Origin of the sequence: Ensifer sp. SSB1, from assembly GCF_016652895.1 — a bacterium.
Taxonomy (GTDB): Bacteria; Pseudomonadota; Alphaproteobacteria; order Rhizobiales; family Rhizobiaceae; genus Ensifer.
Window position 1 is genome coordinate 37620 of sequence record NZ_JAEPRP010000019.1, and the last position, 25980, is coordinate 63599.

The following is a 25980-nucleotide window of genomic DNA, read 5'->3' on the forward strand; positions in this document are numbered from 1 at the left end:
GGCCGCTTTCGCGGCCAGCCCTGGTACGCCGATCACGCAGCGATCGGGCAGGATGCCGCCCGTCACTCAGTCACGGGCAGCAGGATCAGTGAAGCGTGATTCCTTGGAATAGCCGTCGCTGCAAAGGTCGCTTTCCAGCCGCGATGCACGTCGAGTGCGCGGCGTGCGAGCTGCGTCCGCTTACTCCACCAAATCCGGCACGCCGAGCCTTGCCAGTTCTGCCTCGGTTGGCGTCTGGGTCTTGCCGCGCGTGCGCTTTTCGGCCGGCAGGAATTGGCCGGCGCCGGGTTTGCCGCAGAAGGTATGGTATTCGGCGATCACCTCGCCGCGCAACAGGGTGACGGCTGGCCAGCCCTTGATGCGCAAGCCCTGATAGGGCGTGTAATCGACCGAGTGGTGGAGACGGTCGTTGTCGATCACCGTCTCGTACTGGTCGTCCCAGATGCACAAATCCGCGTCCGAGCCGACGGCGATAGTACCCTTTCGCGGGTAGAGGCCGTAGATCTTCGCCGCATTGGTGGAATTGAGCGCGACGAAGCGGTTGATGTCGATGCGACCGGTCATGACGCCCTCGGAAAACAGGATCGGCGAGCGGGTCTCGATGCCCGGCACGCCGCTCGACATGCGGTTGAACGGCACGTCGCTGCCATGAGGGGACTTGCCGGTGGAATCAAAACGGTAGGGACTGTGGTCGGAGGCAAAGACGTCGAAGAAGCCGTCTTCGATCCCTTGCCAGATCGCTTCGTCGTTACCCTGCCAGCGGGGCGGTGGGCTGCAGAGCGCCTTGGCGCCCTCCAAACCAGGCCGGTCGAGGTCGATCGAATCGAGCGCGATGTATTGCGGGCAGGCCTCGGCATGGACGGTAACGCCGCGGCGCCGGGCGGCGGCAATGATGCCTATCGATTCGCCGCTGGAGACATGAACGACCATCAGCGGCACGCCGGTCACTTCCGCAATGGCGGTCATGCGGTAGATCGCCTCCTGTTCCATGATGGCAGGGCGCGCGGCGGGATGGTATTTCGGTGCATGCAGGGCACGCTCCAGGAGCCGTTCCGTCACCCAGGCGATGCCGGCGGCATTCTCGCAATGGATCATGACCATGGCGCCCTCGCGCCGGGCGGCAGCCATGGCGTCGAGCAGCTGGCGATCCTTGAGCATCACATCGTCATAGACGGTGAAGAATTTCAGCGAGGTGCAGCCGCCGGCAATGATGTTGGGACATGAAATACTCACTTCCGATCTTTGGAAAGCGGAACGATTTGCGGCGCCGCACCCCCGCGCGGGACGATATCGGCGGTGCCTTCTGAAAGCCGATCACGGAGCGCCCACCGCAGGCGTCCTGCATTTCGGCGAGGCCTATACGGAGCTGGTCGGCAATCTGGCGGACGCCTTCGAGCGGGAACGGCTGGCTGTCATCCGCGCACTCGGCCTTGATCCACTCCCGGTAGGACCGGATCAACGGCCTTCGCTCGTGCCGACGATCGGCTGGCGGGATGCCTGGTTGGGCACCAGGGATCGCGCGCTACGGCTTCGTCGAGAAGGCCTTCGCTTGGGGACATGACGGCACCACAGTCGGCCAAGCATGTGCCATGGGTCTTTGTGAGGGCCGACTGGAAACCGTCGTTGTCGCTACCAATGCCGCTTGGACCGCTCCGCGTGTCGGACGGCTCGCGGATGAAATCCTGCGCACCGTCACCGCCACCCCTGACCCTGGGGCCTTCGTCGAGCCCCTCGCAGGATACGAAGATTGGACAATGCCGCCGGAAGCCGATCCGTCGGGCTGCTACGCTCGGCTGAACGCGACGTTGACCGTGGCCGTGCAGCCGAACGACGAGCTCCTGCTCGCTGAGGCTTACTCCCCGCAGGACGCTTTCCACTGGTTCGGTGCCAAGACCGCAGACGCAGCCGGCCCCGCCCAGGAGCGCCTCCGGCAATGCTCGCCCCATTCCTTCGCCGCGGCCGACAAGGAACTCCACTTCCTGCGCCACCCCAAAGCTCCCGGCCGTCTCTATGCGCACGACGGCATGCGAGCGACCCCAAAGAGCACCCATTCTTGGCTGTGAGGGGGTGAGCACCGGCAAGCAGCGGATGCAGGCGTGAGGTAGGAAGAGGAGGGCGACCGCGACCGGCAATGCGGATCGTCCGCTCGCATCGATCATCGCGATGTCGCGAGTGATCATTCCATGGCGAGTCCGCGGCCGAAGACCGGCCGTCGACGCCTACGCGCCCCTGCCAAATCGATGTTCGAGATACGCCACGCCAAACGACACGATGTCCCGCGCGCCGAAGAGGTGGCAGAAGGCGTCTCCAACCTGGCCGCTTCGATGCCGGTTGATCGCAACATAGGCTTTGACGATCGTTTCGACTGCGTCCGGCTCGCCGTCGACCGCGAAACAATCGAGAATACCATTGCTGTCAAAGTCCTCGGCAGTCTCCCACACCGTTTCGCCATTCGGGCCACGAAGCGGCATCTCATAGGTCACGCGCCGCTTGTCGGGGATATTGGCTATGGCTTCCGCGTAATGCAGCGCGGTAACGGAGTTCAAGGGTGCACCCAACAGGAGGACATTTCCTCCCAGTTCGACAAACCGTTCGACAGGCGAACCTTTTCCCAGTGCCTGGCCGAGGTGATGAGGCTCCGTCAACGCTTCAGAAAGAGGCCCAATCGCAACCATCGATGCGTCAGGGTGAGCGCTACGGCGCGCGCCGGGCGCGTCGACAAGGAATTGATTGAGCAGGCCAAAGCCCGGATATGTTCGAGCAGTTGCGGGGTTGAACGGCGGCCAAGCGCGACGAAGTTCGTCAGGCATCTGCGCGCCGTTCAGTGTTTCCTCGTAGGGCGAGAGGTCCCATGAAGCATATCCCATGAGTGTGCCCGATGGCCCGACTGCGTCGAGAAGTGCGCCAACAATGGCGGATGCGCCGCCTTCGACGGGGCCAAGGGCTTTCAAAGAGGCGTGAACCATCACGAGGTCGCCCGTTCGCACACCTAATCGCTGAAGATGCGTCGCAATTTCAGTCCGGGTTTTCATCCAACCGGCTCGGATGGCCAAGATATTCGAAATCAGGCCGCCAGGGCCAGTGCGACCATCCAGGCGACGAGCGCGATCGAAAGCCAAAGCCAGGCGTGCCTGTTGCGCTGCCGACGGGCGCCTTCCCAATCATAGGACATGACGTTCCTCCTCTTGGAAGCAAACAATGCCCAATTGAGGTCGGATGGAAAAGCGAGTTCTACGCGATGTTCACAGTATACATCCGACAAGCTGCAGCGAGCACCACGACCTAGAGGGCTTCGCTTGCGACTTTGGCTGCCACCGATACTAAAGCGCTGCCAGAGCTACGGCCGTTCCGAACCTCGCGATCTTCATCCGGCGTTCGCGACGACCATTCCAGTCATATCCCAAGAGCGGCTCCTCCCGTTCGCGTTTGATACTGGTCCACCAAAGCCTCAATCGACCTTGCGCCCTCGCTGACGCTCCCGAAGCAATGTGATGTATCGGCGCCGGATGCCGTCGATGGGCACGTCGCCGGCGATCCACAGTTTGAGCAGAATCTCAAACTCGGTGTCACGCTCGATCGCCATGCCGCGCTCGGCCCATTTCGCAATGACGCGATCGGCGATTTCCTTGCGCGTGGCCATGTGCTTCCCGTTGCCTCCTGGATCCGGCGTTTGCTACCTGGAGACAAAGGCCTTTCGGCAGTCGCCAGCCGCTGACGAGGACGACTGATCCGCAAGGGAACCCAGCGTCCCGCCGATGTGGTCGGCCTGTTGCCTGGTCAATCTGAACTGTAGCGCCGACACATCCGTAAGGTTTGGATCGACGCTGAACTCGATCCTCAAAAAGACGTCGCCGGTTTCATCGCCGGTGATTGCCTCGGCTCTCCAACCGACAACGGCCGATGACCTGACATTGCCACGCCCATCCGTACTCCAATCGTTCATGCGCTTGCGAACCTCTCTCATTGCGAAAACCAACGACAGAAAAGAAGCGTCCTGACCGCGCCTATCGGGAAGAAAGTCCGGAGGTGCGCGTATGAGAATTGGTACATACCAGTGTTAAGCAATAGTTTTAAATTGCCCGTTTGGCATTCGAAAATTACGACTTACTAAAAGATCGAAACGACAATAGCGCCACACTGTGTCTTTCCTGCTGTTGGCAACTCCCTTCCAGAGCGCACATCTTCCCAACCATGCGACCAGGTGCGCGCTCGAACCTGCTTCGCCGCCAGCATCTTGCGCCCATCTGCAGGCTTCCTATCTCTGCTGAAAATCCTCGACATGGAGGCTCGAGATGAATCGGCCGGCACTAAACGCAATTCCTGACCACGAAATTGAAGTGATCCCGCCGGAGCGGGATGAGGCGGGAAACACCGTGATCTGTCTCTGTTGCCACAGGAAGCGGTTGGCTTCCGGCATGGATGCCGACGGTTGCGGCATATGTGAGGAATGCCTCGCGCCGTGACGCAGCCGGAGCCGGACCTTCAGCCCGAAGTGCTCATCGCGTTTGAGAAAGCCCTTGCAGAAATGCGCGAAGGCTACGTCCACGGAAGCTTCGAAGGCTGGCCTTGGGGCGTGACGGTCAGACGTTCACTCGATCGGAAACGGGTCTGGCTCTATGGCGAGGAGTTGGGCGGGACGGACGTTGTCAGCTTCAATCTTTATGTGCTTTCCGGCTCGGGCTTGACGCTCAAGCCTTGCGAAATGTCCTCGTCGAAGGTCATCGATTTCGTGTTGGGCTTTAAGCCAACCTAGGGCGTACCTGCTCATTGCGTTGGCTTAAGGTGTCGGGGCGTCCGGCTGTCCAACGAGCGGCTGGCCGGAGACGGTGCCTTTACCCTTACAATTTCTGGCTTTGTAGTTCCTCGAGCAAGGCAAGCAAAGCGACGACGTCGATTTGGAGATCCCGACAGATTTGCTGAAGTTCGCTCACCAGATCCTCTTGACGGGGGGCTTCGTGCATCAAGTGGTCGTGCGCGGTCGACGCGACGGCATAGGCCTCGAAGAGTTCATACAAATCTTGGCTCTTTGTGGAGCGGAGCTGCTGACGGCAACCGGGAAGCGCCATCGCCAGGCGCGCTCGGCCCAAGTGCATCAATCCCATGACTGTCTCTCCCGTTTCATGACATCGGAAAGCCGCCGCCGCTATGCCCGCTGTCGCGACCCGGTTCCTGAAGTCGCAGCTACGATGGCCGGCTTATTTCGAGATCGTCAGCGCGGGCTTTGGCAGGACAATCGCGACAGCCTGCCCACCATTATCCAGGGACGCACTTCCGATAAGCAGGTACGCTGCGATTGCCACCATCGTGACGATCGTCACCGCGAGCGGGAGACCCGTCGAAGACTGATGCTTCGGCTGTCCGTATCTATGCACCTCGTACACGCTGGCCTCCTCGAGATCTCAACCGGCAACGACACCAGGACGGTCCGAAGGGATGATTGATCCGCCCTGGAGCCGTTGCCCGCCCATGGCCGCTAAGGGCCGAACCGCCATGGGCTGGTAATGGAGGAGATAGGGCGTTCGGACTAGGCAAGAACGGGACTAGGACCTTTACCGAGCCGGCATCGGACTGAAGTCCGATCGTGGAACCTTTTGCGCTTGCCGACTTTTCGAGTGCCCTTTCGATGAGTACCGCCACCAACGCGCAAGGTCGGTCGTCGGTCTGAGGGGCACAGGTTGTAGTCTGAGGGTATTTTTACCCTATTGCCGCGGTTCTGCCTTGGATTGTATTCGGCACGACGATGTGAATGACAAGCATGGCAATGGCGAGAGAAACACCCTTCAGCGCGGTTACGCGCAAGATGCTCGACAACTGGCTCCTGACCGATCCCGAGCAACCGACGTCACCAGAAATCGTCTATCGCGACATACTTGAAATGTTGTCGATAAAGATGCGCCTGACCGTTTTCACGGTTGAGGGCAACGACCCGAAGCGCTGGTTCATGAAGGCCGTCCGGCATTCCGGTTTCACGTCCCGTATTCTCAACATCAACAAGATCTTTGCCGACGCCTATATCGGTGAATTCAAGGACCAGACCTACATGGAGGAAGCGGTGATCCCGCGGCTTCTCCAGGTCATGGCCAGCCAGCAGCCTTCCATGGAACTGGTCAAGACGAGGCTCTTTGGTATCAATCTCGGCTACGACCGTATTCTCTTGCCACAACGCAACACCGACCGGCCCCAATGGATCATCTCATCCTCCTACGCCCAGTTCCTGCTTAGTCCGCCACGACGGATCGAGCAGATGGACGTCGCCGACGAAGCCATCATCCAACTGCTGGTAGAGGGCGCGACCGCAAAGGAGATCGCGGTATCGCTTTCCATATCGCACCGCACCGTCGAGCATCGCCTGGAGCGAATGAAGGAACGATACGGAGCCAGGAACACCGTGCACCTCGTGGCGATGCTGATCGCCACCCACCTTGACCGCTCGGCAGAACGTTAAGGGGCAAGCAAGACCCGCGGGGTGTCACCTGAACAAGAGAAGGATCGCTTCGGCGTTGTTGTTGGCGATATGCAGCGATTGCGTCGCCAGTTGTTCCTGGGCCTGAAGCGCCTTTAGCCTGGTCGAGACCACATTCATGTTGGCATCGATGAGGCGGCCGATGCCTTTGTCGATGGTTTCAATCAGCCTGTTTGCAAATTCCGACTGCATGTCGATGCGTTTCTTCAGCGCGCCGAGAACGGACGCGCCTTCCACCACCCTTTGGCCCGCCACCTCCATGTAGTTGATGTAGTGGTCGATCAGGTCGGGGTTTTCTTCGATGTCGATGGCGAGGAAATTGATCGCCGGAAGCGGCTCGATGCTGACGACGATGTTCGAGAACGCCGCGCTCGTTCCCGAACCCCATTTCCGGTCCGCTGACGGGTCCGATTTTAGGATGATCCGGCCCGGATCGGCGGAGGATACTGCGATAATCGCGTCTGGCCAGTCCGCATCGAGCAGGGAGTGAAGGAGGGTCACCATCTCATCGGCCGTTTCGACGGCGCCTGTGTCCTTCCCAAGAAGGTTGTTCACATATGTCCGGTCAAATGAATACGACTTCGCAGGAGCTCCGTTCAGAGAGAACTGAAAGCTGACCTGGACACCGTCAGGATTGTTCCCGTCGATGTGGAGCGTAAATTGCTCAAATGGCGGCGTTAGCCCCGATCCTCTTTCACCGAAATCCGATTTTTGTATCAGGCCGCCTGTGCTGACGCCGGTGCTGCTGAGGTTCGCGATCTCGACATAAGAGCCGTCCCCGTGCGTCTGGCCCGTTGTAATACTCATGAGGACGTCGTCGTGAACCCAGTTGTTCGAGCCTGGTGGCTCGTAATGGCCATAGCTCGCGCTGACAGACGCCCCTTCCGGGCCCAGCAACGTGTTCAACAGCCCCGCAAACTGGGTGTTCGTCGAGATCACGCCACCCAGGCTTGCGTCATAGGCATCAACCTGTGCCTTGGTGATCGTTATGGTCTGCTTGTGTCCTGCGTAGTATGGACCTGGGAGGTCGCGCAATTCGGCATCAATACCAGTGTCCCCCGACGGGTCGTATTCCTTGTCCAGGATGATATCGAACTTGATTTCGGCGCCCGCACTATTGAAATCGAGCGGCGAGCCATGCGGGAAATTGAAAGAGAACGTTCCAGCTGAGCCTGAGTTCTGCGCTGGGTTCATCCAGCTCGTTCCGGTTTCGGTGTAGTAGATCGTGGCCGAAGCCCTCACAGGGTAGAGGGTGTCGTACCTCATTCCGCCGATCGTCTTCACATCGCGCGGGTCTGCCTGGAGCAGACCTCCACCCGTGGTGTTGAATAGGCTGATCTCGTCAAGGTGAAGGTCTATCGTGCCTACGGAAACGCTGCCGGACGACCTGGAGAAAGACGAAACCAGCGACACCTTGTTCATGTCGATGTCGTAGATCTGTCCGATGTCCGTATTCAGCCAGTTCTGACCGCCGAAGCTCGAAGATGTGGCGATGCTTACGATCATCTGCTTGAGTTGGTCGAGTTCGGATTGAACTTTCGCCTTGTCGACACCGGGCTCCTTCGCGGCGACGAGCTTCGCCTTGAACTCGTTGAGGACGTCTATGACGGCTTCCATCCCGGCGTAAGCGGTATCGACCTTGGCCGCGCCGAGACCGAGGGCGTCCGACACCGCGGAAATTGATATTCGGTCGGAGCGCATGGTCGTTGAGATCGACCAGTAGGCGGCATTGTCGGCGGCTGTGCGGATGCGAAGCCCCGAACTGGCCTCGCTCTGGGTGTTGGTAAACTCGGAACTGATCGACCTGAGTGTCTGAAGGGCCGCCTTTGCGGAAAGATTGGTCAAGATACTGGTCATCAAACAGCGCCGCTTCTATAAATTCTTGAAATGAACGGTATCGTCATGATGCCAGCCAGGCCGCACGAGCCACCGGGCGACTATGGTTTGCAGAACCTTAACGGAAGCGGCTGACTGGCAGGGTAGAAATACCCCGGGGCAGATGAGGCCCACTCTCTCCACTCGAAAAGATTGACCGAAGCGTATGGTCTTCAGAGCTCTAGGGGGCGATGCGGCGATCACCGGTCGCGAAGGCCGCATTGCCTTCGTAACCACGCGTCAGTTGTCGCGGTCCGTCGATTGGCGGACGTGCGCCCGGTCGTCAACCTGGCGACCGGTTTTCCGCGTCATCCGAAGGTCTCTGAGGCTGCTGCTGGTTCGTCCTGTGCTTCAGGAGATAGGCACTGGCAGGTTGGCGTTTGCTGCCCGTGTAGTGTTGGTTTGCGCCAATGCCCGTGTAGTAGTCTCCGTCGCATTCTTGCGCGGAAGAAGAATGGGGGGCGATGATTGCCATGGAAGCGACGACAGCCGCGAACAAGATGCTGCGTTTCTGTTTCATGGCGCGTCCTCCCGCGTTTTGCGAAATTGCCCGATGCAGATGCTACCATAAAGGCGACGCAAGGCCCTGGCGGGCAGCAGCTTTTGCATTCGCAATATATCACATTAAATGAAGCCCGACAGTTTCCAGCAACGCGTTCCCTAGGGCGTGGGGCGGGAATGGGTTGCGCCAGCCCTCATGCTTCAGGGCGGGCGTTTCACCTCTCCATCCAATCGAGACACGGCCGCTGCATCGCTCTTTGCGCCGTCGCAAGGACGCTCACCGCTCGGGCCGCTAGCACGGTACCCGAGCTCCCCATCGTGTAACCGTGGTCGGGGAGATTGCTGAGAGGGGGAGGCACAGCGACAATGTCAGTGAAACCGCAGTCCGACTGGGATCCCCGGTCCGATCTTGTCCTGTCTGACCAAATCGCCGCTTATGATGCGGTGCGCCGGCATTGTCCGGTGGCCTATAGCGATTTTCTTGGTTGGTCCTTGTTTCGTCATACCGATGTCGTGCAGGTTCTGGACGATCACGAGACATTCAGCAGCGTTGTCTCAAGCCACTTGTCGGTACCGAGCGGCATGGATCCGCCGCAGCACACGGCTTATCGGCAGCTGATCGATTGCCATTTTGAAGCCGCGCGCGTTGAGGCATTTGAACCGGAATGCCGCGCAATCGCCGCAGATCTGGTAGACGGCCTGCAAAGGGGCAGGGAGATCGACCTGGTCGCAGATCTTGCCAGGCTTTTCGCCGTGCGAATCCAGTGCGCGTATCTTGGCTGGCCCGATCGCCTGCATGCGCCGCTGCTGGAGTGGGTTCGCAAGAACCACGAGGCGACTCTGGCCAAAGACACGAAAGTGATGGAAGCGATCGCGCTGGAGTTTGACGGCTACATCTGCGATTTGCTGGCGGAGCGGCGCGTAAACGGCGGTCCTGTGCCGGAAGACATCACGACCGTTCTGTTGAGAGAAAGGATCGGGGATCGGCCGTTGAGCCATGAAGAGATCGTGAGCATCCTGCGCAACTGGACGGTTGGCGAACTCGGCACGATCACTGCTTGCGTCGGTATTTTGGCCCACTATTTCGCGGAAAATCCGGCGGTTCAGCAGCGTCTTCGGGAGGGCATGCACCTGTTGCCTGCCGCGATCGACGAGATTTTGCGGCTGCACGCACCGCTCATTTCAAATCGGCGGGTGGCGACCCGTTCCGTGGAAATCGGGGGACGCGAAATCGCTGCTGGCGAACGCATCACGGTGATATGGGCGTCTGCAAACCGCGACGAGGCGGTCTTCGGCGACCCGGATGAGTTCCGCCTCGATCGGCTTCTCGAAGAGAACCTCCTTTATGGCCGTGGTATCCATGTCTGCCCAGGCGCGGAACTGGCACGCCTTGAGCTGCGCGTGCTCGTGGAGGAACTCCTGAACCGTACCCGGTGGATCGCGCTGGCGCCCGGTCGGCAGCCGATAACGGCGGTCTATCCGGCAAGCGGTTTTGCCGCGCTTCCTATGCAGCTATCGTAGCGGCAGTCGGCTCTTGTCCAACGCCCGGGTGGCGGATTGGCCGAACGGCCGATCTTCTTACCATCAATCTCACGTGCGGGGAGTGGGGGCATCCGGCTCATCTTCAGTGCCGATGCATCTGCCAGGGCTTTGATGCTGTGGTTCCAGAACCGCCCGGAAAGGCGTCGCAGGCGACCCTGGAACCACGTTTGCGACCATGGCGGTGGATGTCGCCAAGGTTGTATTAGGTTATTCTGTAATTGAATTGCGCGACAAGGCGGGTAGGACCTTTGCCGCCTCGGATAGGACTTAGGTCCTATACGGAACGGGACCGCGGCAACGAAGCCGGCGAGCATTCTGCTCCTCAGCCGTTCGAGAGAGTTTTTCTATTGCGAAGGCAATCCGATTATACCTTCGACTGATTGGGGCTAGTCCGTTTAGGGGTGTTGTCTTTGGGGAGGGTGCCTGCCACCCTTTGCTCATTGTGATTGTGATCCTCGATGCAGTCCCCGCTGCAGAGGCCAATTGCATGCACCCACTGAGCCTCGCCTTTGCCGGTAGAGGCTCTTTTTTTGCGGCGATCCGCCCGAGCGGCAGTGGAATGGCAGCCGGCCCGACGGGCGCACGCCTCAGAGACGCACCGTCTTGCGCGGGTTTTCCGCTTCAGAACGACTGCCCCGGGCCTTCATGGATCGGGTAACGGCTTCAGAGCCGTCCGGCGGGGACGGCTCTGAAGCCGTTACCTACCCATGGCGGTTAGCGGCCGAAGTGCCATGGGATGATCAGGAAATAGGTTCGACGGGAACGCGTGACAACGGACCTCAGACCTTTGCCGCGAGGAATGGGACTGAAGTCCCATGGCGAAACCTCGGTCACACCCTAGCTTCCATGGAAGCTCCACGGACCGGAGCAGCGATCGACCTATTTCCAGCCCTGCCCCACATGCCCCTCATACTAGGTCGAACGGGCTTCAGCATGCGGCGCCCCGACACGTGGCCCTTCAGTTACCTCAGCGGCTCCTCCGGGAGCCGTCTTTTTTCCACGCCGGCGCGTCGGGCACGACCTGACCTCAGCGCAGCCAGAGACGACGGATGCGTGACAGCGAGGTTGATCCGCAGGATCGCGCCTGAAAACGGTCCGACCATAGTCTGGCCTGGGTGGGACGAAGGTCTTGCCGACCCAGGGGAAAGGTCCGTGGCATGCAGGATCTTTGCTAGAGCGAGTTGACGGGGCATCGCGGTCATGGGCAAAGTCGGTTTGTTGCCCGCCGCGCTGAGTGCGCTTTGCGCACGAAACGCCCTGGAGAAAACATGATCACGCGTCGGATGGTTCTGACAGCATTCTGGCCGGCGGTCTGCGCCCTCGCTGTTACTTTGCCTTACAATCTCGAAACGTCGGGTGCCGGCCTCAAGCTCGTCAAGACGGCTGCCTTCGCCAACAATGGCAATGGAAACGGTGGTGGCGGTGGGAACGGAAACGGCGGCGGCGGTGGTGGCGGCAATGGCGGTGGCAACGGCGGCGGCAATGGCGGTGGGAACGGCGGAGGAAATGGTGGCGGGAACGGCGGAGGGAATTCCAACTCCAACAGCGAGCGTTCCAACAGCTCCAATCGCGGGAACGCAAAGGCCAATGGAGCGGATGTCGGTGTTCGCCACGATGGCGGTATCACGGAAGAGATTGCAGGCGGCCGCTACATCATGAAGGACGCCCGCGGACGCACGATCATAAACCGCCGTGCGACCGCAACCGATAGAAAACGCATAGATTCATTCTTGCATTAGGTGAGCGGTGGCACGCGAAGTCGGTTGCGCCATTCTCTGGTCAGCGTGGATCAGACTTCACGCGCATCGCGCAGCACCATGGCCGCTTCTGTGCGGTTGCCGACGTCCAGCTTCGTCATGATCTGCGTCATGTGATGCTTTACGGTCTTTTCCTGCAGGTCCAGTTCGATGGCGACATGCTTGTTGCTCATGCCGGCTGCCACAAGTTCCAGAACCTCCCTTTCGCGTGGCGTTAGGCTGGCGACCATGCCGGATTTTCCGCTTGGCGCCGGTGTCCGGCTGGACAAAAGCTTGGCCGACAAGGTCGGGGCCACATAGCGCTCTCCCGAAGCCACGGTTCGAATAACGTCGGCAAGCGTTCTCGCGCCGACGCCCTTCAGCACGTAGCCGGTAGCACCGCGATCCAGTGCGGTTGTGACGTCGTCACCGTCTTCGGAAACGGTGAGCATGATGATCTTTTGCGATGGGGCGATTTCCAGGACTGCCGGAATGGCCTCCAGGCCGCCACCGGGCATGGAGATATCCATGAGCATGACGTCCGGTGCGAGGTTTTTCGCGATCTGAGTGGCATCGTCCTTGGAGCTGCCCTCGGCGACGATTTCAAAGCCCTCTATCTCCGACAGGCTGCGGGTCACGCCTTCCCGAAACAACGGATGATCGTCGACGACAGCAACGCGAATGGACACCATGATTGTCATATCTCCTTGACGCTGGTTGTCATGCGAACGGTTGTGCCGCTCGCGGCCGCAACGAGCTCGAACGTTCCTCCGAGACTTTCGATCCGTTCCCTGAGGCCGGCAAGACCAAGACTTGTGGGCAGAACTGTGTCCGGGTCAAAACCGGGTCCCCTATCCACAACCTCGATCGTGACACGGTCGCCATCGGTTCGCTGCGACACGCGTTGCCCGACACCACCCCCGTGACGATAGCCGTTGTTGAGCGTCTCCTGCACGAAACGGTAGATGCATATCTTCGCCGCCTGGGACAGACGCTCGGGGGGACGCGCCAGGTTGAGTTCGACCGGCGAGCCAGTCCGTTGCTGGTGCGCCTTCACGCACCGTTGCAGAATTTCAGTCAGGCCTGCCGTCTCGATCTGCGGCAGGACCAGGCCACCGCAGATCGTGCGGATCTCCTGCATCGCTTCGTCCAGGCTCGCCTTGATCGCGCCGATTTCGCGGTCGCGCGTGGCTGCCGGCGTCGTATCGCGCTTCAAGGTCTCGCTGTCCAACCGGAGCGAGGCATAGGCCACCAGTTGGGCGGGGCCGTCGTGCAGGTCCGCTCCGATCCGTCGCAGATAGCTTTCGTTCAGTGCGGTGGCGCGCTGCGAAGCGCGCTGGAGCCGACCGCGCAATTTTTCGTTCTGCGTGAGCGATGCCTGGAGTTCGTCGACCCTTTGATTGAGGGCATGGCGCTGGCTCTCGATCGTCCTGCTGCCGCGAAAGACGATCGCCGAAAGCACGACAAAAAAGGCAAGCGTGAATGCGGCGACCGCCAACCAGGTGTGCATGCGCGCCTGATTGAGGCTTTGCTGAAACTCGTTGGCGACTTCGTGGAACTCCGACACGGCAACCACCTGTCCGGACCAGGGCTGCAAGACGGGATTGTAGATCACCAGCGCCGGCACTCCCGATACCTTGTCAGCCGTTGCTTCCCCTTCTTGATCGAAGCGCGCAGCCATCTTGCCGGAGAATGCAGTTTGCAATTCCCCGCTGAGTTCGGATTTTGTGCCGACATCGGCCCGGTCATTCGAATAAAGCACCGTGCCGTCCGCGCGCCAAAGACGGAACGAGAGAAGCCGGTCACCGAGTGCGCCTTGGCCAAGCGTCTCGTCCAGCGCATGCGCCACGGTCCCGTCGAGGACTTCGTTCTTCTGCATGTCGGGAAGCAGCGGCGCGATCACGCTATCGACATAAAGAGCAGTCGTGGCTGCCGAGTTTCGGGTGACCGCATCTTCGATCCTGTTCGATACAAAAGCGCCGATCAACACCATGGCACATGCGGATACGGCTCCCCCGATCAGCAGGAACTGTGTCGCGAGTGATTGAGAATTCCAGCGGGTGATGAGTTGATTGATGCGCACCAGGTCTCTCGGATCGGGCCGCCGGCTCGTGCGGCGCGACGATTGTAGCAAGGCCACGCCAACCTAACCACTCTCGAGACGCGGTCAATGGCAGGCGCATCGACGCGCTCTTGATCGGACTTTTGATGCTGTGGCCTCGGACCTAAGTCCCAAGCGGGGAGGCAATGGTCTGGGGCCGATGGCGCCTCATCCGGGGCGCAGATATCGTCCTTGCATCAATGATCGTGCGTCAGGTCCCCAGGCGGACCGTGAGCAGCACGTTGGAATGAACGGAATGAACAAGGAGATTCTCATGGCTGCGACGAAACTAATCGCGCAAAGCATCATGGCACTGACGCTGGCAATCGCGCCCGCGGCTGTTGGTAGCTTGGGGCTGAACAGTTCCGCCTATGCCAAGGGTGGCAATGGTGGCGGCAACGGTGGCGACCATGGTGGCGGCCACGGTAGTGACCATGGTGGTGGTCACGGCAGCGATCGCGGCGGCAGTTCCAGCCACGGCAATTCCGGCAATTCCCGCGGCGGCAAGGAGACCAAGGACAACAAGTCCGGCGAGAAGTCGCATCAGAAATCCCACACATCGAAAGGCAAGGAAAAGACCTCCAAGCCGGCGAAGGCGGAGAAGGTCGTCACATCAGCTCCGGTGGTGGATCCGGTCGTGGAACCCGAACCGCTGCGTGCTGCACCGGGCTTGCGTTCACTGAACCGGAACTACCACGCCTATCTCAATTCGAGCGACCCGAAGATGGCCGGGATTTCGGCCTACGCGATCGCCTATGCCGAGTTTGAAGCTGAAAACGGCGTGGACGCCATTCCCACCGATCCGGCATTGAGCGACGAAGCGTTGCGCGAGGCGCTCGCCGGCTTCACCAAGGACGGTGTTGTGAGCGACGATATGGTCGATGACGCCAAGGAGATACTCGGTGTTGGCCCCGCGGTCGGCAAGATCGATGAAATCCGCGAAACGCTGCCGCCGGTGGACGAAACGGATCCGGACGCGGAAGTAGCTGAATAATCAATGGGGCCGGTTCCGTCGAATGTTGTCGGGCCGGCCGCCAAACCGGGTGGAGTTTGAATGTTCGATCGTGTTGCGGAAGCCTTCGACCACGCTGTAACGCACGGGCGCGTGGGCTTTTCACTTCAACACATCAACTCAGTCGCCGACGTCGGCCGCGTGCTTTATTCGGAATGCTTGGGAAGGCTCGTCAAGCCCGATGGCGAGATCATGACAGCCAGCGAATTCATCGGCTATCTGGAGGCGGCGGGCCGTGTTGCCGTGCTCGACAGGCATATGCTCGCGCTGGCTTTCCACTGGCTCGCGTGCCAGCAATCGGGCGTGCTCGGGTGCAATATTTCAGTCGAGAGCATCGCTGATGAACGCAACAGAGCACTTCTCTTCGATCTGCTGTCTGCAAACGCGACGTTTGCATCGCGCCTTGTGCTCGAGCTGACGGAAAGTCTGCCGGTGTCGGGATTGCCGGTGGCCAGCCGGTTTCTTCAAAGCGTGCAGGCGCTTGGCTACAGAATTGCGGTCGACGATTTTGGTACAGGATTCTCGACGCCTGAGGCACTGCTGTCGCTGCCCGTCGATATCGTGAAGATCGACGGGTTCTTCCTGCGCCTGGGTCGTAATGATGCGGAACGGTTTCTCTCGCACATGGTCGGCCTCGCATCCTGTGTCGCCCCGGTAGTGGTCGTCGAAGGCGTGGAAACCTATGCGCAGTTCGAAGCTGCACAAGCCGCTGGAGCGACCCATGTACAAGGGTTTCTGCTCTCCGAACCCACCCTCGCTCCACTATATGGCGCAGAGGTGCACCATCGCGCAAACATGATGGTCTGCTGAAAACACGGCAGTGCGCGCGTCGGCTTGGGGCTTCGCCCTCGCAAGCTGGCGTCTGGAGAAAATCGTCCCAATTTCTTGAAGAGAGTGCCTGTGCCGGCCGTGGTCACAGGGGACCCCAGAGCGCTGGGGTCGCTTGGGGCTGGGGCGCGCTCTGGGGTCACGAACGCCAAATGCTCATTAGCGCTCAACCCGCAATGGCAGGGCTGCTTGGATTCGGCAATGCAACTAGGACCTTTGCCTGCGCGTTTCGGACCTAAGTCCTAGGTGCCTCGCCCGCCTCTGTACCGACGACGTCGCCGGCCTCCATCGCTTATGTCGTGTGAACGAACCGGACCTCGTCTCAGACTTCTTTCCTCGGGCGGCGCCTCGACGCGATCGCAGTTTCTCCGTAGTCTATCGGAGCGGCGCATTGCGAATGGAAGTGACGATGCGGGCCCTACACCTCATTGCCTTTTGCCTTTGCTCGTCCGCCGTGGCGGCGCATGACGCGCCAAGCGGATGGTCGTATCCGGCCGCCTGTTGTTCGAACCTTGATTGTCGTGAGGTGAGTGCGACGGAGATTGACGAACGCAACCGGGGTATCATCGTAAGAGCGACTGGCGAACTCATTCCCTATTCGGACAGACGCCTCCGTCGCTCGCCGGATGGCAAGTATCATCGGTGCTCTGTCAACGGCTCCGCTCATGGGCGGACGATCTGTCTCTTCGTGCCGCCCCGCAGCTTCTGAGCGCTAGGTTCGACGGGGCATCAAGCCAACCGTCACCGCAATCCGCAATGAATGGGCGGTCTTGCCTTGTTCCTTGAATTCGAGATCCAGGGAACACGCGATCTCCGCAGATGCTTCAAGGTCTCGTAGTGTCCCGACTGCAACCGACAAGCCCGGCCTGAACATGTCAGTCCCCACTCCTGGCAAGAATTCCGGCGAGCGCTGTGACCTCACGCTCAAGCACTTCGGGCGTTATTCCGATGAACCGTCCTTCAAGGCTGAGAGAGATCACGCCATGAACGGCCGCGAAGAATGTCCGAGCACGAATTGCCACGTCTTCTGGAGAGGCGTCGTGCAATTGCCGGGCGAGTGGTGCTGCGATCAGACCGATGAGAAAAGCGTGTTCGGCAACGTGCCATTCAGGAACGGCGACGCCCTCGGGCATCCGGTGTTCGAAAAGAGCCGACCACAGGTTTCGCTCTGCGAGCGCAAATCGGAGATAGGCTAGCGATAGGCTCAGGAAGGTTTCCTCGATTCCGGCCGCTGGCCGTACCGCGGTGTTGAGGGCGGTTTCGAGGCGCTTCAGTGTACCCGAATTGACATGGAGGATCAGTCCGTCGAGATCATCGAAGACCGTGTAGAGCCCACCGAGCGCAGCACCTGCGCGCTCGGCTATGTCGCGGGCGCGCAGGCTCTTCAGACCTTGCTCCTGGATAAGGTCCGTGCCAGCGGCAACAAGCCTCGCCTTCAGCTCTTCCTTCTTCGTTTCACGCTTTCCAGCCACCTGCCACCTCATTTTTGAACGATGTTCATTTTTATGTTGAACGTCGTTCATTTTTGTGCGAAAAGATTTTTGAACATTGTTCATACATGGAGGTGAGGAAATGTTCAAACAAATCGTAACGCTGTTACGGGGGCGCGCCCATGAGGCGGAGGAAGCCTTCGGCGATCGGCACGCGCTACCCATTCTTGCGCAGCAAATCCGTGATGCCGCCCAAGGGGTCGAGAATGCCCGTCGGGCGGTCGCTCTGGCCATCGCGCAGAATCGCCTGGAGACGGAAAATGCCGAGAGGCTCTCCACGCATATCGGAGACCTCGAGGCACGCGGCGTCGCAGCCCTTGAAAAGGGGCGGGAGGATCTGGCAGCCGAAGCCGCTGCCTCGATTGCGCGGCTCGAAACGGAATTGCAGAACGCACGCCAGGTTCAAGCGGAATTTGCAAGGGGAATCGATCGATTGCGGCATGCGGTGCGACAGAGCGAAACGCGTCTGGCCGCGCTGCGCCGCGGTGAACGCCTTGCCGCGGCACGTGACCGGACGCGGCGTCTTTCCCGCGATGCGCCCGGCAACGACCTCGCAACGCTTAGCGATGCCGAGGCGACGCTTCAGCGGCTCGAAAAGCACCAGCGCGAGGCGGAACTGACGGCTGAAGCGCTGACGGAGTTGGCAGAGGGGCCCGACCCAGCCGCGCTCGCGGAGAAACTGGCGGCGGCCGGTTGCGGGCGCCCTCTCGTGACCAGCGCCGATGAAGTGCTCGACCGCCTGCGCGCCAAAGCAAATTCAACTCTTTGACCCCTTATTTCCAAAGGACAACGACGATGAATGACAGCCTGATGAAACACTCCCCCGCCTGGACCTCCTTCTCCTATGTGAGCTTCGGCGTGGCCGCCTTCATGGTGGTGATCGGTCTCTATATGATGCCGATTGATCTGTGGGGAAAAGGCTATCTTGCGATGGGCATTCTGATGCTCCTGCAGACGGCCGTAAACGTCACCAAGACGCTGCGTGACAATCTGGAAGCCGAAAAGCTCATTCGCAGGATCGACGATGCAAAAACGGAGAAGCTGCTGCTCGGCATCAAGGGCGACGAAGTTTAATCGATTATTAGCCCTGCCGTCACAATGCACAACCTGTGAACGAGCGTGAAACGAATTTCATCTAGAACGCTCAAAAAATGGGGAGACGATCCGTGAAAGACAATCTCATGACTTCCCGGCGCTTTGCGCCGCTCTTCTGGACGCAATTCCTGTCGGCGTTCAACGATAACTTTCTCAAGAACACGCTCGTCTTCCTCATCCTTGCAACCGTGGCGGCCGATGATGCAGGATCGCTCGTCACTCTTGCCGGCGCCGTCTTTATGGCCCCGTTCCTGATCTTTTCCGCACTTGGCGGTCAACTTGCCGACAAGTTCGACAAGGCGGTGGTTGCCGAACGACTAAAGCGCTGGGAGCTCGCTGCCGCGGCTGTTGCCGTTGTCGGGATTGCGTTCTCCTCGATCGCGGTTCTGCTGGTTGCGCTCTTCCTGTTCGGCGCCATCTCCGCGCTCTTCGGGCCGGTCAAATACGGCATCCTTCCCGATCACCTGGAGCGCAAGGAACTGCCGCGTGCCAACGCCTGGATCGAAGGTGCGACGTTCATCGCCATTCTCAGCGGAACCGTCATCGCCGGGGTTGCCGCGGCCGATGGCGTCAATCCCTGGCTGTTTGGTCCGATGATGCTCGGCCTGGCGCTCGCCTGCTGGCTTTCGAGCCGCTACATTCCGCGTCTTGGCGCCAAGGCGCCGGACCTTGTCGTCGATCGCAACGTCCTGCGCTCCACTGGCCGGCTCGTTGCTTCGCTGCGTGGCGACAGGCGGCTTTGGCGCACGGCGCTGATGGCCGCCTGGTTTTGGCTGGCGGGCGCTATCGTGCTGTCGCTGCTGCCACCGATGGTGAAGAACCATCTCGGCGGCGACGAAACCGCAATTACCGCCTATCTCGCTGTCTTTGCCGTGGCCATCGGTGTTGGCTCCGCAATCGCTGCCTGGATGTCTGCGGGCCGTATCGTGCTGCTGCCGGCGCCAGCCGGTACGCTGATCATGGCGCTGTTCGGCCTGGATCTCGCCTGGTGCGTCGGGCATGCCGGTGCGGTCGCCCCGACTGAGACGCTCTCCGCCTTCTTCGCCGGTCCCTATACGGTGCGGATCGCCATCGATCTTGCCGGCATGGCAATCGCCGGGGCTTTCCTCGCTGTGCCGACGCTTGCGGCCCTTCAGGCCTGGGCGCAAGAAGACCAGCGCTCGCGGGTCATCGGCGCATCGAACGTGCTCTCTGCTGCCTTCATCACGATCGGTGGCGGCCTTGTCGCCGTCCTGCAGGCATCCGGCGTATCAACGCCCGTGCTTTTCGCCGGCCTCGCGCTGGCCAATGCCGTGGCGGCCTGGGTCATGCTGCGCACACTGCCAACCAACGCTTTCCGCGATTTCGTCTCCATCCTCTTCCGTGCCTTCCTGCGGTTGGAGGTTGAAGGCCTCGACAACCTGAAGAAGGCAGGCCGCGCACCGATCATTGCGCTCAACCATGTGTCCTTCCTCGACGGCGCGCTGGCGCTGGCGCTCACCGACGAGGAGCCAACCTTCGCGGTCGATTACACGATCGCCAAGGCTTGGTGGGTCAAGCCGTTCCTGAAGATGTGCAACTTCCTGCCGCTGGATCCTTCGAAGCCGATGGCAACCCGGACGCTCATCAAGACGGTCAATAATGGCGAGCCGCTGGTGATCTTTCCAGAGGGCCGCATCACGGTCACCGGCGCCTTGATGAAGGTCTATGACGGTGCCGCGATGGTGGCTGACAAAACCGGCTCCATGGTGGTTCCGGTGCGCATCGATGGGTTGGAAAAGAGCTACTTCTCGCGCCTCAGCGCCCTGCACGTTCGTCGCCGCCTGTTTCCGAAGGTCAAGGTCACCATTCTGGAGCCGGTTCGCCTCTCGGTGCCGGAAGAGCTGAAGGGCCGCAAGCGCCGGATGGCGGCCGGGGCGGCGCTTTACCAGGTGATGTCGATGCTGATGTTCCGTACGACGAATACGGACACCACGGTCCTCGAGAAGGTCATCAAGACGGCCAAGGAGCGCGGCTTCAAGCAACTGGCTGTGCAGGATCCGGTTACCGGCTCCCTGTCCTACGGCAAGCTGCTCACCGGCGCTGCCGTGCTTGGCGCGAAGTTCCAGTCGCTCTTTCCTGCCGAAAAGACGCTTGGCGTTCTCCTGCCCAACGCCAACGGTGCAGTCGCCACCATCCTCGGCGTAATGTCGGCCGGCAAGGTGCCGGCCATGCTCAACTTCACGGCCGGTGCTGCCAACATCATTTCGGCCTGCAAGGCAGCCGAGGTCCGTCATGTGCTGACGTCGCGCGCCTTCGTCGCCCAGGCGAAGCTCGGGCCCGTCGTCGAGGAGTTGTCGAAGACGGTGGACATCGTCTGGCTCGATGATTTGCGCCAGACGATCGGTCTTGCCGACAAGCTGCGCGGTCTTTTGCGAAAGGGGCGGCCGCTTGTGCGACGCACAGCTGACGAACCGGCCGTCATTCTCTACACCTCCGGATCGGAGGGAACACCGAAAGGCGTGGTGCTGACGCATCGCAACATTCTTTCCAATGCAGCTCAAGCCGCTTCCCGTATCGATTTCCACTCGGGCGACAAGGTGTTCAACATCCTGCCGGTGTTCCATTCCTTCGGGCTCACCGCCGGTACGGTCCTGCCGCTCATCTCCGGTGTTCCGGTATATTTCTACCCTTCACCGCTGCACTACCGGATCATCCCGGAGCTGATCTATGCGTCCAACGCGACGATCATCTTCGGGACCGACACCTTCCTGAACGGTTATGCCCGGACGGCCCATCCCTATGACTTCCGGTCGATCCGCTACTGCTTTGCCGGTGCCGAGCCGGTCAGGGCCACCACCCGTGCGCTCTACATGGAAAAATTCGGTGTCCGCATCCTCGAAGGCTACGGCGTGACCGAGGCCGCGCCGGTGATTGCGCTCAACACGCCGATGTTCAACAAGGCCGGCAGCGTCGGCAAGATCATGCCGGGCATGGAGTACAGGCTCGAAGCCGTACCCGGTGTCACTGAGGGCGGTCGTCTCTTCATCCGCGGCGCGAATGTCATGGCCGGCTATCTCCGGGTGGAAGCGCCCGGCGTGCTCGAACCGACGCCCGACGGCTGGCATGACACTGGCGACATCGTCACGGTTGATGAAGATGGTTTCATCGTCATCCGGGGACGGGCCAAACGTTTTGCCAAGATCGGTGGCGAGATGGTTTCGCTTGGCGCTGTGGAGGCGCTGGCCGGAGAGTTCTGGCCGGGTCATCTCACAGTCGTCGTGTCGCTGCCCGACGCCAAGAAGGGCGAACGCCTGGTCATGCTCACCGATGCTCCCGGTGCGACACGCGCCGCCTTCCTCCGCTTCGCCAAAGACAAGGGTGCCATGGACATGATGGTTCCCTCTGACGTGAGGGTGGGTGCCGTACCAGTGCTTGGTACCGGTAAGGTCGATTTCGTCAGTGCGCAAAGGCTTTTGGCAGAGACGGCGAAGACCGAAGACGCCGCCTGAGCCTCGACAAGAGAGCCGGCCTCAGGCCGGCTCTCCGCTCAGCAGGAGATCACATGCCGGAAGCCGGTATTTGGGAACGGTCGTCGGCGCCGGCCCGACGCGTAGCACGTTGATCAGCCGGTGGCCTGGCGGCAGTGGGAAGCGCTGATGCAACGCCTCAGCAGCCAAGGGCAGATCGGCCAACACCGCCATCGGCCACCCAGCAAGGCCAAATCTCGTAAAGCCCAGCCAGAAACGGTAGAAGGCTTGTCCCGAGACGATCGGGCTCTCGCCCTCCGGTCTGTAGAATAGGATGCAGGCCGTCGCTGTCATGGTCTTTGCCGATTCCGCGACGAGGGCTCTGCCAAGCCCCAGGCGGTCGGCAATGTCGAAAAGCGGCGATGCGAGGACATGTCCCACCAATGCCCCTTCCAGCCGCCCCATCTGCAATGCGGTGAGGTTGAGGCCGTCAGTGGAATAGGCCGGATGCCGGGATGACAGCCGCATCCACCTTGCGAGTTCATCGCGGAACGCGCGTTCACGCATGATTGTGAGGCTTGCGCGGTCGTTCAGCGACGCAATGAAGGCAAGGTCGTCGTGGCCGTACGCAAGCCTCACATCGGCCGCCTGGGTAGCCCAGTGCTCGAGCCTCTCGATCTGTTCGGGCGAGGCTGGCGAGAAACGCGCCCGCCATGTGAAGCGTCTGGTGGTCCACTCGGAAAGCTCCGGTGGCGCTGCGTTCTCGCCGGTAAGCCTTAGCCGTGCCGCTAAGCGGTACCCGGGTCTCCATTCGAGTAGATTGTCCGTCCAGAGATCATCGATCGCCGCGCCGATCCCGCGCGCGGCGAGTGCCATCACCATGCCTTCGAGCGCCGCTCCGCAGGAAAGCCCCATATCGCGACTGGTCGGGTCGCCGACGCCGAGGTGACGGGAGAGGTCGACGGCAAGCAGGATGCGACCTTCCTCGTCGAGCGCCCAACGCGCCGGCTGGGTGTTGTGGACGGAAGGGGCGAGGTTGGCCTCTGCCGCCAGATCGGCGAGCGCGGCGTCGTCGATGCGGTTCATAGCGATTTTCCGAAGAGATGCAGACGGTGCAGGGGCCTTGCACCAGCTTTTTCCGCCTGCCTCAGGCTTGCCGCGTTGACATCCGCGATCCAGGTGCCGCCGGCAGTCTCGTAGCCGGCACGGCGCATTTCGCCGAGGACGTGGGCGAGTAGCAGCGGATTGAGACCGCGGCCCTGATGCTCGGGTTTAACACCCTGGAATATGATAACCGCACGTCGCCGCTGGAGGCGGTGTTTGATCAGATGCCACGGTGCGCTGAAGCCCAGTCGCGAACCCATTGCCCTCAGCATCGGGTTGACGTCGGGTATCGCGATCACGGCGCCGGCAGGCATGTCGTCCTTTTCAGCTACCGCCGAGATCCGTGGGTCCATAATCCACTTCATCTCCTTGGCCTGGAACTCGAATTCCGCCCGGCTGACGGGCACGAACATCGGATTGTCGGCGAAGCTTTCGTTGAGGATCAGCCGGGAATCTTCCAGCCTCCGGTCGAGCGTCGCGCGGCGGATCGGCGAAAAGCGGAAACCATCGTCGAAAAGAGCGCGCATCTGCGCACTGGCGAGCAATCCGTCGATCGCGACGGTACGGACATCGATCTCGAATGTGGTCATCGGGAAGCTTGGGGAATATCCCCGGCGCTCCAGCAGACGGGACAGATACGGCGGCCCCCAGATCTGATCCGTATAGGGCGCGTTCTCGAAGCCATCGGTCATGACGCCGATTTGCTGCATGGCGGTCAGGTTGAAGTTTCCGAGGATTTCCTGAAAGCCCCTTGCCCGAGCCCAGTCCTCGGCCTGCGCCAGCAGAGCGGCTGCAACATGCTCATCGTCGACGCAGTCGAAGTAGCCGAAATGGGCCCGATCAAGGCCGAACCGTGCGTTCGATGCGCGATGCACATGCGCCGTGATGCGCCCGCACACGGCACCATCCTGATGGGCCGTGAAATAGGCAAAGTCTGCTGCCGTCTCAAACAGCGGATTCTTCTCGGCAGAAAGGAAGCGCTTGAGGTCGCTCAGCATCGGCGAGACATAGGGTGTCCGCGCACCATAGATCTGAAAGGGTGCGGCAAAGAAGGCGTTGATATCGCCGGTGCGGATCTCAATCATGCAGCGCGTTTCTTTCGGAAATCAGCATCGCCATGCGCTGGACGACCTTCAATTCGGTTTCTGCACCCGGAGTGGCTGAGACCGAGGGCATGTTAAGGGCAATCAGCCGGAATGGTCGGCTCGACACCAACATGACGTGGGTTGCCTCGTATTTTTCGAGCAGCCAGGCGAGTTGCTCCGCATCCTCTTGAGAAAGGCTTCCCGTTTCGGCAACGCGCAGCAATGGCCGGGCCGCAAAGAGTGCTTTGATCACCGGCAAGTCGAGGTCGGAAAGCTCATCCTCGCCAAGCAGAAGCGCACCATCCACCAACGGGTGGTTCTGCAATTCCGTGAGGAAGCCGAGCGTGTCGTCGATGCGGTCTTCGGCCAGATGCCGGATCAGGCTCTGCCGCCGTTGCTCGGTGCGAAGGCTTATGCTGTCCTTCCAGATCACGCCAAGCAAGGCAGCACTCAGAATAACGCTTGCCGCACGCACCAGCGCGGCTGGCCCGAGCCCGTTTTCGAGGCCAATGACAAGGGCTGCGAGCAGGGCGATTGTCAACAGGATGACGAAGGAAACGACGGTGTCGCGATGTCCGACGGCACGTTGGCCAAGGCTGATCAGCAGCCAGCACAGGAACAGGATCGCGACGCCGCCAAGTCGCACCGGCTGGTCGATGTAGACCGAACGGAAATCGGTGACCAGAAGTGGCAGGATCAGAAGCAGCGAGAGAGCAATGCGGTCGATTGCCTGGTTTTCTGCTTTCGACAGGCTCGTCTGATCGCGCGTCACCGTCATGTGTCCGGCAAGCGCGAAGGTGGCCAATTGATAGAGGAACAAAAGCGCCACCCGCCAGGGTTCGGCGAGCGATACCGGCAGGAATGCGAGGACGACGAAGGTGGCCGCCCCACCGGCAGCGATCCACTTCGTCGTCCTTGGCGCATGGCGGCGCAACAGGCCTTCGGCAAGAAGCACGGTCGAGAGCGGAACGAGCCCCGCCGTTATGATGGTCGCAGCCTTGAAGATGAAAAGATCTGTCCACCAGGCGAGCACCCGGCTCACCATCAACGCCGCCAGCACCTGCAGGCCGAAGAGGAACCGCCGGTTCAGGGGGCTTGCCGCGTCGAAACTGCGTATGACGCCGATCAGCACGAGCAGACCGCCAAGCGCTGCCAGCGAAACGAAACTATCAGCAATCAGCGACGTGTTCATGGTGCTGCCGGAGCCGCAAGGCGCATCAGATGGCGCCTTACCAGTGGACGCAGCAGCGCCGCAACGAGCGCACTGCGCGGACGCTCCACGCGGCCGGCATGCGGGTTGAAGAACCAGCCGCGGCAATCGGCGGACTGTGGACGGCCGAGCACCGTGTGGATCGCCTCGTAGGCCATCAATGTGCCGGTGGAGATGACCATCGGTGCGAACGACATGCGACTGCGGGTGCCGGCAATCACTTCGCCGGCGAGCGACAGGTCGACATGGTAACGCGACGACGAATTGACCATCACGTATTCCGCTTCACGCAGGAACGCTTCCGCCCGTTGGTCGGTCGTGAGCGCGTTCCAGGCGGTTCCGCCGGTCGGATAGCCGAGCCGCTCCTCGGGCATCGGATCTTGCGGGCGCGTCACGTAGACAGAGGGTAGTGGTGACGCGTAGGCATCGATCACCGTCCGGCCGCGACCTCGGCAGATGCGATAGAGCAGCAGGCTGGCGCCGGCCATGTCCCGGGCGGCGCGCGCCACC

24 protein-coding genes and 2 pseudogenes are annotated in these 25980 nt (G+C 60.9%); 11 read left to right on the top strand and 15 right to left on the bottom strand.

What is annotated here, in order from left to right; genetic code table 11:
- Positions 1–180 precede the first annotated feature (180 nt).
- Positions 181–1233: an amidohydrolase family protein gene (locus I8N66_RS07190; protein WP_291151488.1), complete on the bottom strand. Its 1053-nt coding sequence runs from the start codon at positions 1231–1233 to the stop codon at positions 181–183.
- Positions 1166–1459, bottom strand: coding sequence for a hypothetical protein (locus tag I8N66_RS07195; protein ID WP_291151491.1), 294 nt, complete (start codon positions 1457–1459; stop codon positions 1166–1168). Before I8N66_RS07195 ends, I8N66_RS07190 begins: the two co-directional genes overlap by 68 nt.
- A gap of 34 nt (positions 1460–1493) precedes the next feature.
- Here I8N66_RS07195 and I8N66_RS07200 point away from each other — a divergent pair, with 34 nt between their 5' ends.
- The gene (locus I8N66_RS07200; protein WP_291151494.1) at positions 1494–2063 is read left to right on the top strand and encodes a hypothetical protein; all 570 of its coding nucleotides are present in this window, start codon (positions 1494–1496) and stop codon (positions 2061–2063) included.
- A gap of 156 nt (positions 2064–2219) precedes the next feature.
- Here the strand turns inward: I8N66_RS07200 and aac(3) are convergent, their stop codons facing one another.
- Together aac(3) and I8N66_RS07210 are read right to left on the bottom strand one after the other, a co-directional pair.
- Positions 2220–3032, bottom strand: coding sequence for an aminoglycoside 3-N-acetyltransferase (gene aac(3) / locus I8N66_RS07205; RefSeq protein WP_291151497.1), 813 nt, complete (start codon positions 3030–3032; stop codon positions 2220–2222).
- Positions 3033–3448: 416 nt separating this feature from the next.
- Positions 3449–3640: a hypothetical protein gene (locus I8N66_RS07210; RefSeq protein WP_113540187.1), complete on the bottom strand. Its 192-nt coding sequence runs from the start codon at positions 3638–3640 to the stop codon at positions 3449–3451.
- Between the two features lie 807 nt (positions 3641–4447).
- On the opposite strand from I8N66_RS07210, the gene I8N66_RS07215 reads away from it, so the two are divergent.
- Positions 4448–4753, top strand: coding sequence for a hypothetical protein (locus I8N66_RS07215; protein WP_291151500.1), 306 nt, complete (start codon positions 4448–4450; stop codon positions 4751–4753).
- An 85-nt stretch (positions 4754–4838) separates the two neighbouring features.
- Here the strand turns inward: I8N66_RS07215 and I8N66_RS07220 are convergent, their stop codons facing one another.
- Complete coding sequence (locus tag I8N66_RS07220; protein WP_291151503.1) at positions 4839–5102, bottom strand: hypothetical protein; 264 nt, start codon at positions 5100–5102, stop codon at positions 4839–4841.
- A gap of 644 nt (positions 5103–5746) precedes the next feature.
- On the opposite strand from I8N66_RS07220, the gene I8N66_RS07225 reads away from it, so the two are divergent.
- The gene (locus tag I8N66_RS07225; protein ID WP_291151506.1) at positions 5747–6445 is read left to right on the top strand and encodes a helix-turn-helix transcriptional regulator; all 699 of its coding nucleotides are present in this window, start codon (positions 5747–5749) and stop codon (positions 6443–6445) included.
- 24 nt (positions 6446–6469) lie between these two features.
- Here the strand turns inward: I8N66_RS07225 and I8N66_RS07230 are convergent, their stop codons facing one another.
- The 3 genes and pseudogenes from I8N66_RS07230 to I8N66_RS07235 all read right to left on the bottom strand — a co-directional run bounded on the left by I8N66_RS07230 (position 6470) and on the right by I8N66_RS07235 (position 8858).
- Entirely contained in the window at positions 6470–7729 is a 1260-nt protein-coding gene (locus I8N66_RS07230; RefSeq protein ID WP_365886943.1) for a flagellin, read from the bottom strand.
- 36 nt (positions 7730–7765) lie between these two features.
- Positions 7766–8320, bottom strand: a pseudogene (locus I8N66_RS37510) (flagellin/flagellar hook associated protein); the annotation flags it as partial.
- Between the two features lie 301 nt (positions 8321–8621).
- Positions 8622–8858, bottom strand: coding sequence for a hypothetical protein (locus I8N66_RS07235; RefSeq protein WP_113540193.1), 237 nt, complete (start codon positions 8856–8858; stop codon positions 8622–8624).
- Positions 8859–9205: 347 nt separating this feature from the next.
- Here I8N66_RS07235 and I8N66_RS07240 point away from each other — a divergent pair, with 347 nt between their 5' ends.
- Entirely contained in the window at positions 9206–10360 is a 1155-nt protein-coding gene (locus I8N66_RS07240; RefSeq protein ID WP_291151513.1) for a cytochrome P450, read from the top strand.
- A 1289-nt stretch (positions 10361–11649) separates the two neighbouring features.
- The gene (locus I8N66_RS07245) at positions 11650–12120 is read left to right on the top strand and encodes a hypothetical protein (protein WP_291151516.1); all 471 of its coding nucleotides are present in this window, start codon (positions 11650–11652) and stop codon (positions 12118–12120) included.
- 50 nt (positions 12121–12170) lie between these two features.
- Here the strand turns inward: I8N66_RS07245 and I8N66_RS07250 are convergent, their stop codons facing one another.
- A complete protein-coding gene (locus tag I8N66_RS07250) occupies positions 12171–12812 on the bottom strand; it encodes a response regulator transcription factor (RefSeq protein ID WP_113540225.1) in 642 nt (213 codons plus the stop codon).
- A gap of 2 nt (positions 12813–12814) precedes the next feature.
- Complete coding sequence (locus I8N66_RS07255; RefSeq protein WP_113540196.1) at positions 12815–14200, bottom strand: sensor histidine kinase; 1386 nt, start codon at positions 14198–14200, stop codon at positions 12815–12817.
- A 292-nt stretch (positions 14201–14492) separates the two neighbouring features.
- Between I8N66_RS07255 and I8N66_RS07260 the strand changes: the two genes are divergently transcribed.
- From I8N66_RS07260 to I8N66_RS07270, 3 genes are all read left to right on the top strand, one after another.
- Complete coding sequence (locus tag I8N66_RS07260) at positions 14493–15212, top strand: hypothetical protein (protein ID WP_291151520.1); 720 nt, start codon at positions 14493–14495, stop codon at positions 15210–15212.
- Between the two features lie 60 nt (positions 15213–15272).
- A complete protein-coding gene (locus tag I8N66_RS07265; protein WP_291151523.1) occupies positions 15273–16040 on the top strand; it encodes an EAL domain-containing protein in 768 nt (255 codons plus the stop codon).
- Between the two features lie 427 nt (positions 16041–16467).
- The gene (locus tag I8N66_RS07270; protein ID WP_113540227.1) at positions 16468–16767 is read left to right on the top strand and encodes a hypothetical protein; all 300 of its coding nucleotides are present in this window, start codon (positions 16468–16470) and stop codon (positions 16765–16767) included.
- A gap of 166 nt (positions 16768–16933) precedes the next feature.
- Here I8N66_RS07270 and I8N66_RS07275 read toward each other — a convergent pair whose 3' ends face one another.
- Entirely contained in the window at positions 16934–17530 is a 597-nt protein-coding gene (locus tag I8N66_RS07275; protein ID WP_291151555.1) for a TetR/AcrR family transcriptional regulator, read from the bottom strand.
- Between the two features lie 100 nt (positions 17531–17630).
- Here I8N66_RS07275 and I8N66_RS07280 point away from each other — a divergent pair, with 100 nt between their 5' ends.
- The 3 genes from I8N66_RS07280 to I8N66_RS07290 all read left to right on the top strand — a co-directional run bounded on the left by I8N66_RS07280 (position 17631) and on the right by I8N66_RS07290 (position 22113).
- Positions 17631–18317 carry a PspA/IM30 family protein gene (locus I8N66_RS07280; protein WP_291151527.1) on the top strand — a complete coding sequence of 229 codons (687 nt, stop codon included), beginning with the start codon at positions 17631–17633 and terminating at the stop codon, positions 18315–18317.
- A gap of 26 nt (positions 18318–18343) precedes the next feature.
- Positions 18344–18622 carry a YiaA/YiaB family inner membrane protein gene (locus I8N66_RS07285; protein ID WP_113540199.1) on the top strand — a complete coding sequence of 93 codons (279 nt, stop codon included), beginning with the start codon at positions 18344–18346 and terminating at the stop codon, positions 18620–18622.
- 92 nt (positions 18623–18714) lie between these two features.
- The gene (locus tag I8N66_RS07290; RefSeq protein ID WP_291151533.1) at positions 18715–22113 is read left to right on the top strand and encodes an acyl-[ACP]--phospholipid O-acyltransferase; all 3399 of its coding nucleotides are present in this window, start codon (positions 18715–18717) and stop codon (positions 22111–22113) included.
- Positions 22114–22134: 21 nt separating this feature from the next.
- Here the strand turns inward: I8N66_RS07290 and I8N66_RS07295 are convergent, their stop codons facing one another.
- The 4 genes and pseudogenes from I8N66_RS07295 to I8N66_RS07310 all read right to left on the bottom strand — a co-directional run.
- The gene (locus tag I8N66_RS07295) at positions 22135–23157 is read right to left on the bottom strand and encodes a hypothetical protein (protein ID WP_291151536.1); all 1023 of its coding nucleotides are present in this window, start codon (positions 23155–23157) and stop codon (positions 22135–22137) included.
- On the bottom strand, positions 23154–24260 hold the full coding sequence (locus I8N66_RS07300) for a GNAT family N-acetyltransferase (protein WP_291151539.1): 1107 nt from the start codon (positions 24258–24260) through the stop codon (positions 23154–23156). The genes I8N66_RS07295 and I8N66_RS07300 overlap by 4 nt, the downstream gene beginning before the upstream one ends.
- Positions 24253–25452 carry a hypothetical protein gene (locus tag I8N66_RS07305; protein ID WP_291151542.1) on the bottom strand — a complete coding sequence of 400 codons (1200 nt, stop codon included), beginning with the start codon at positions 25450–25452 and terminating at the stop codon, positions 24253–24255. Before I8N66_RS07305 ends, I8N66_RS07300 begins: the two co-directional genes overlap by 8 nt.
- A pseudogene (locus I8N66_RS07310) lies at positions 25449–25980 on the bottom strand (ThiF family adenylyltransferase); the annotation flags it as partial. The gene I8N66_RS07305 and the pseudogene I8N66_RS07310, both read right to left, overlap by 4 nt.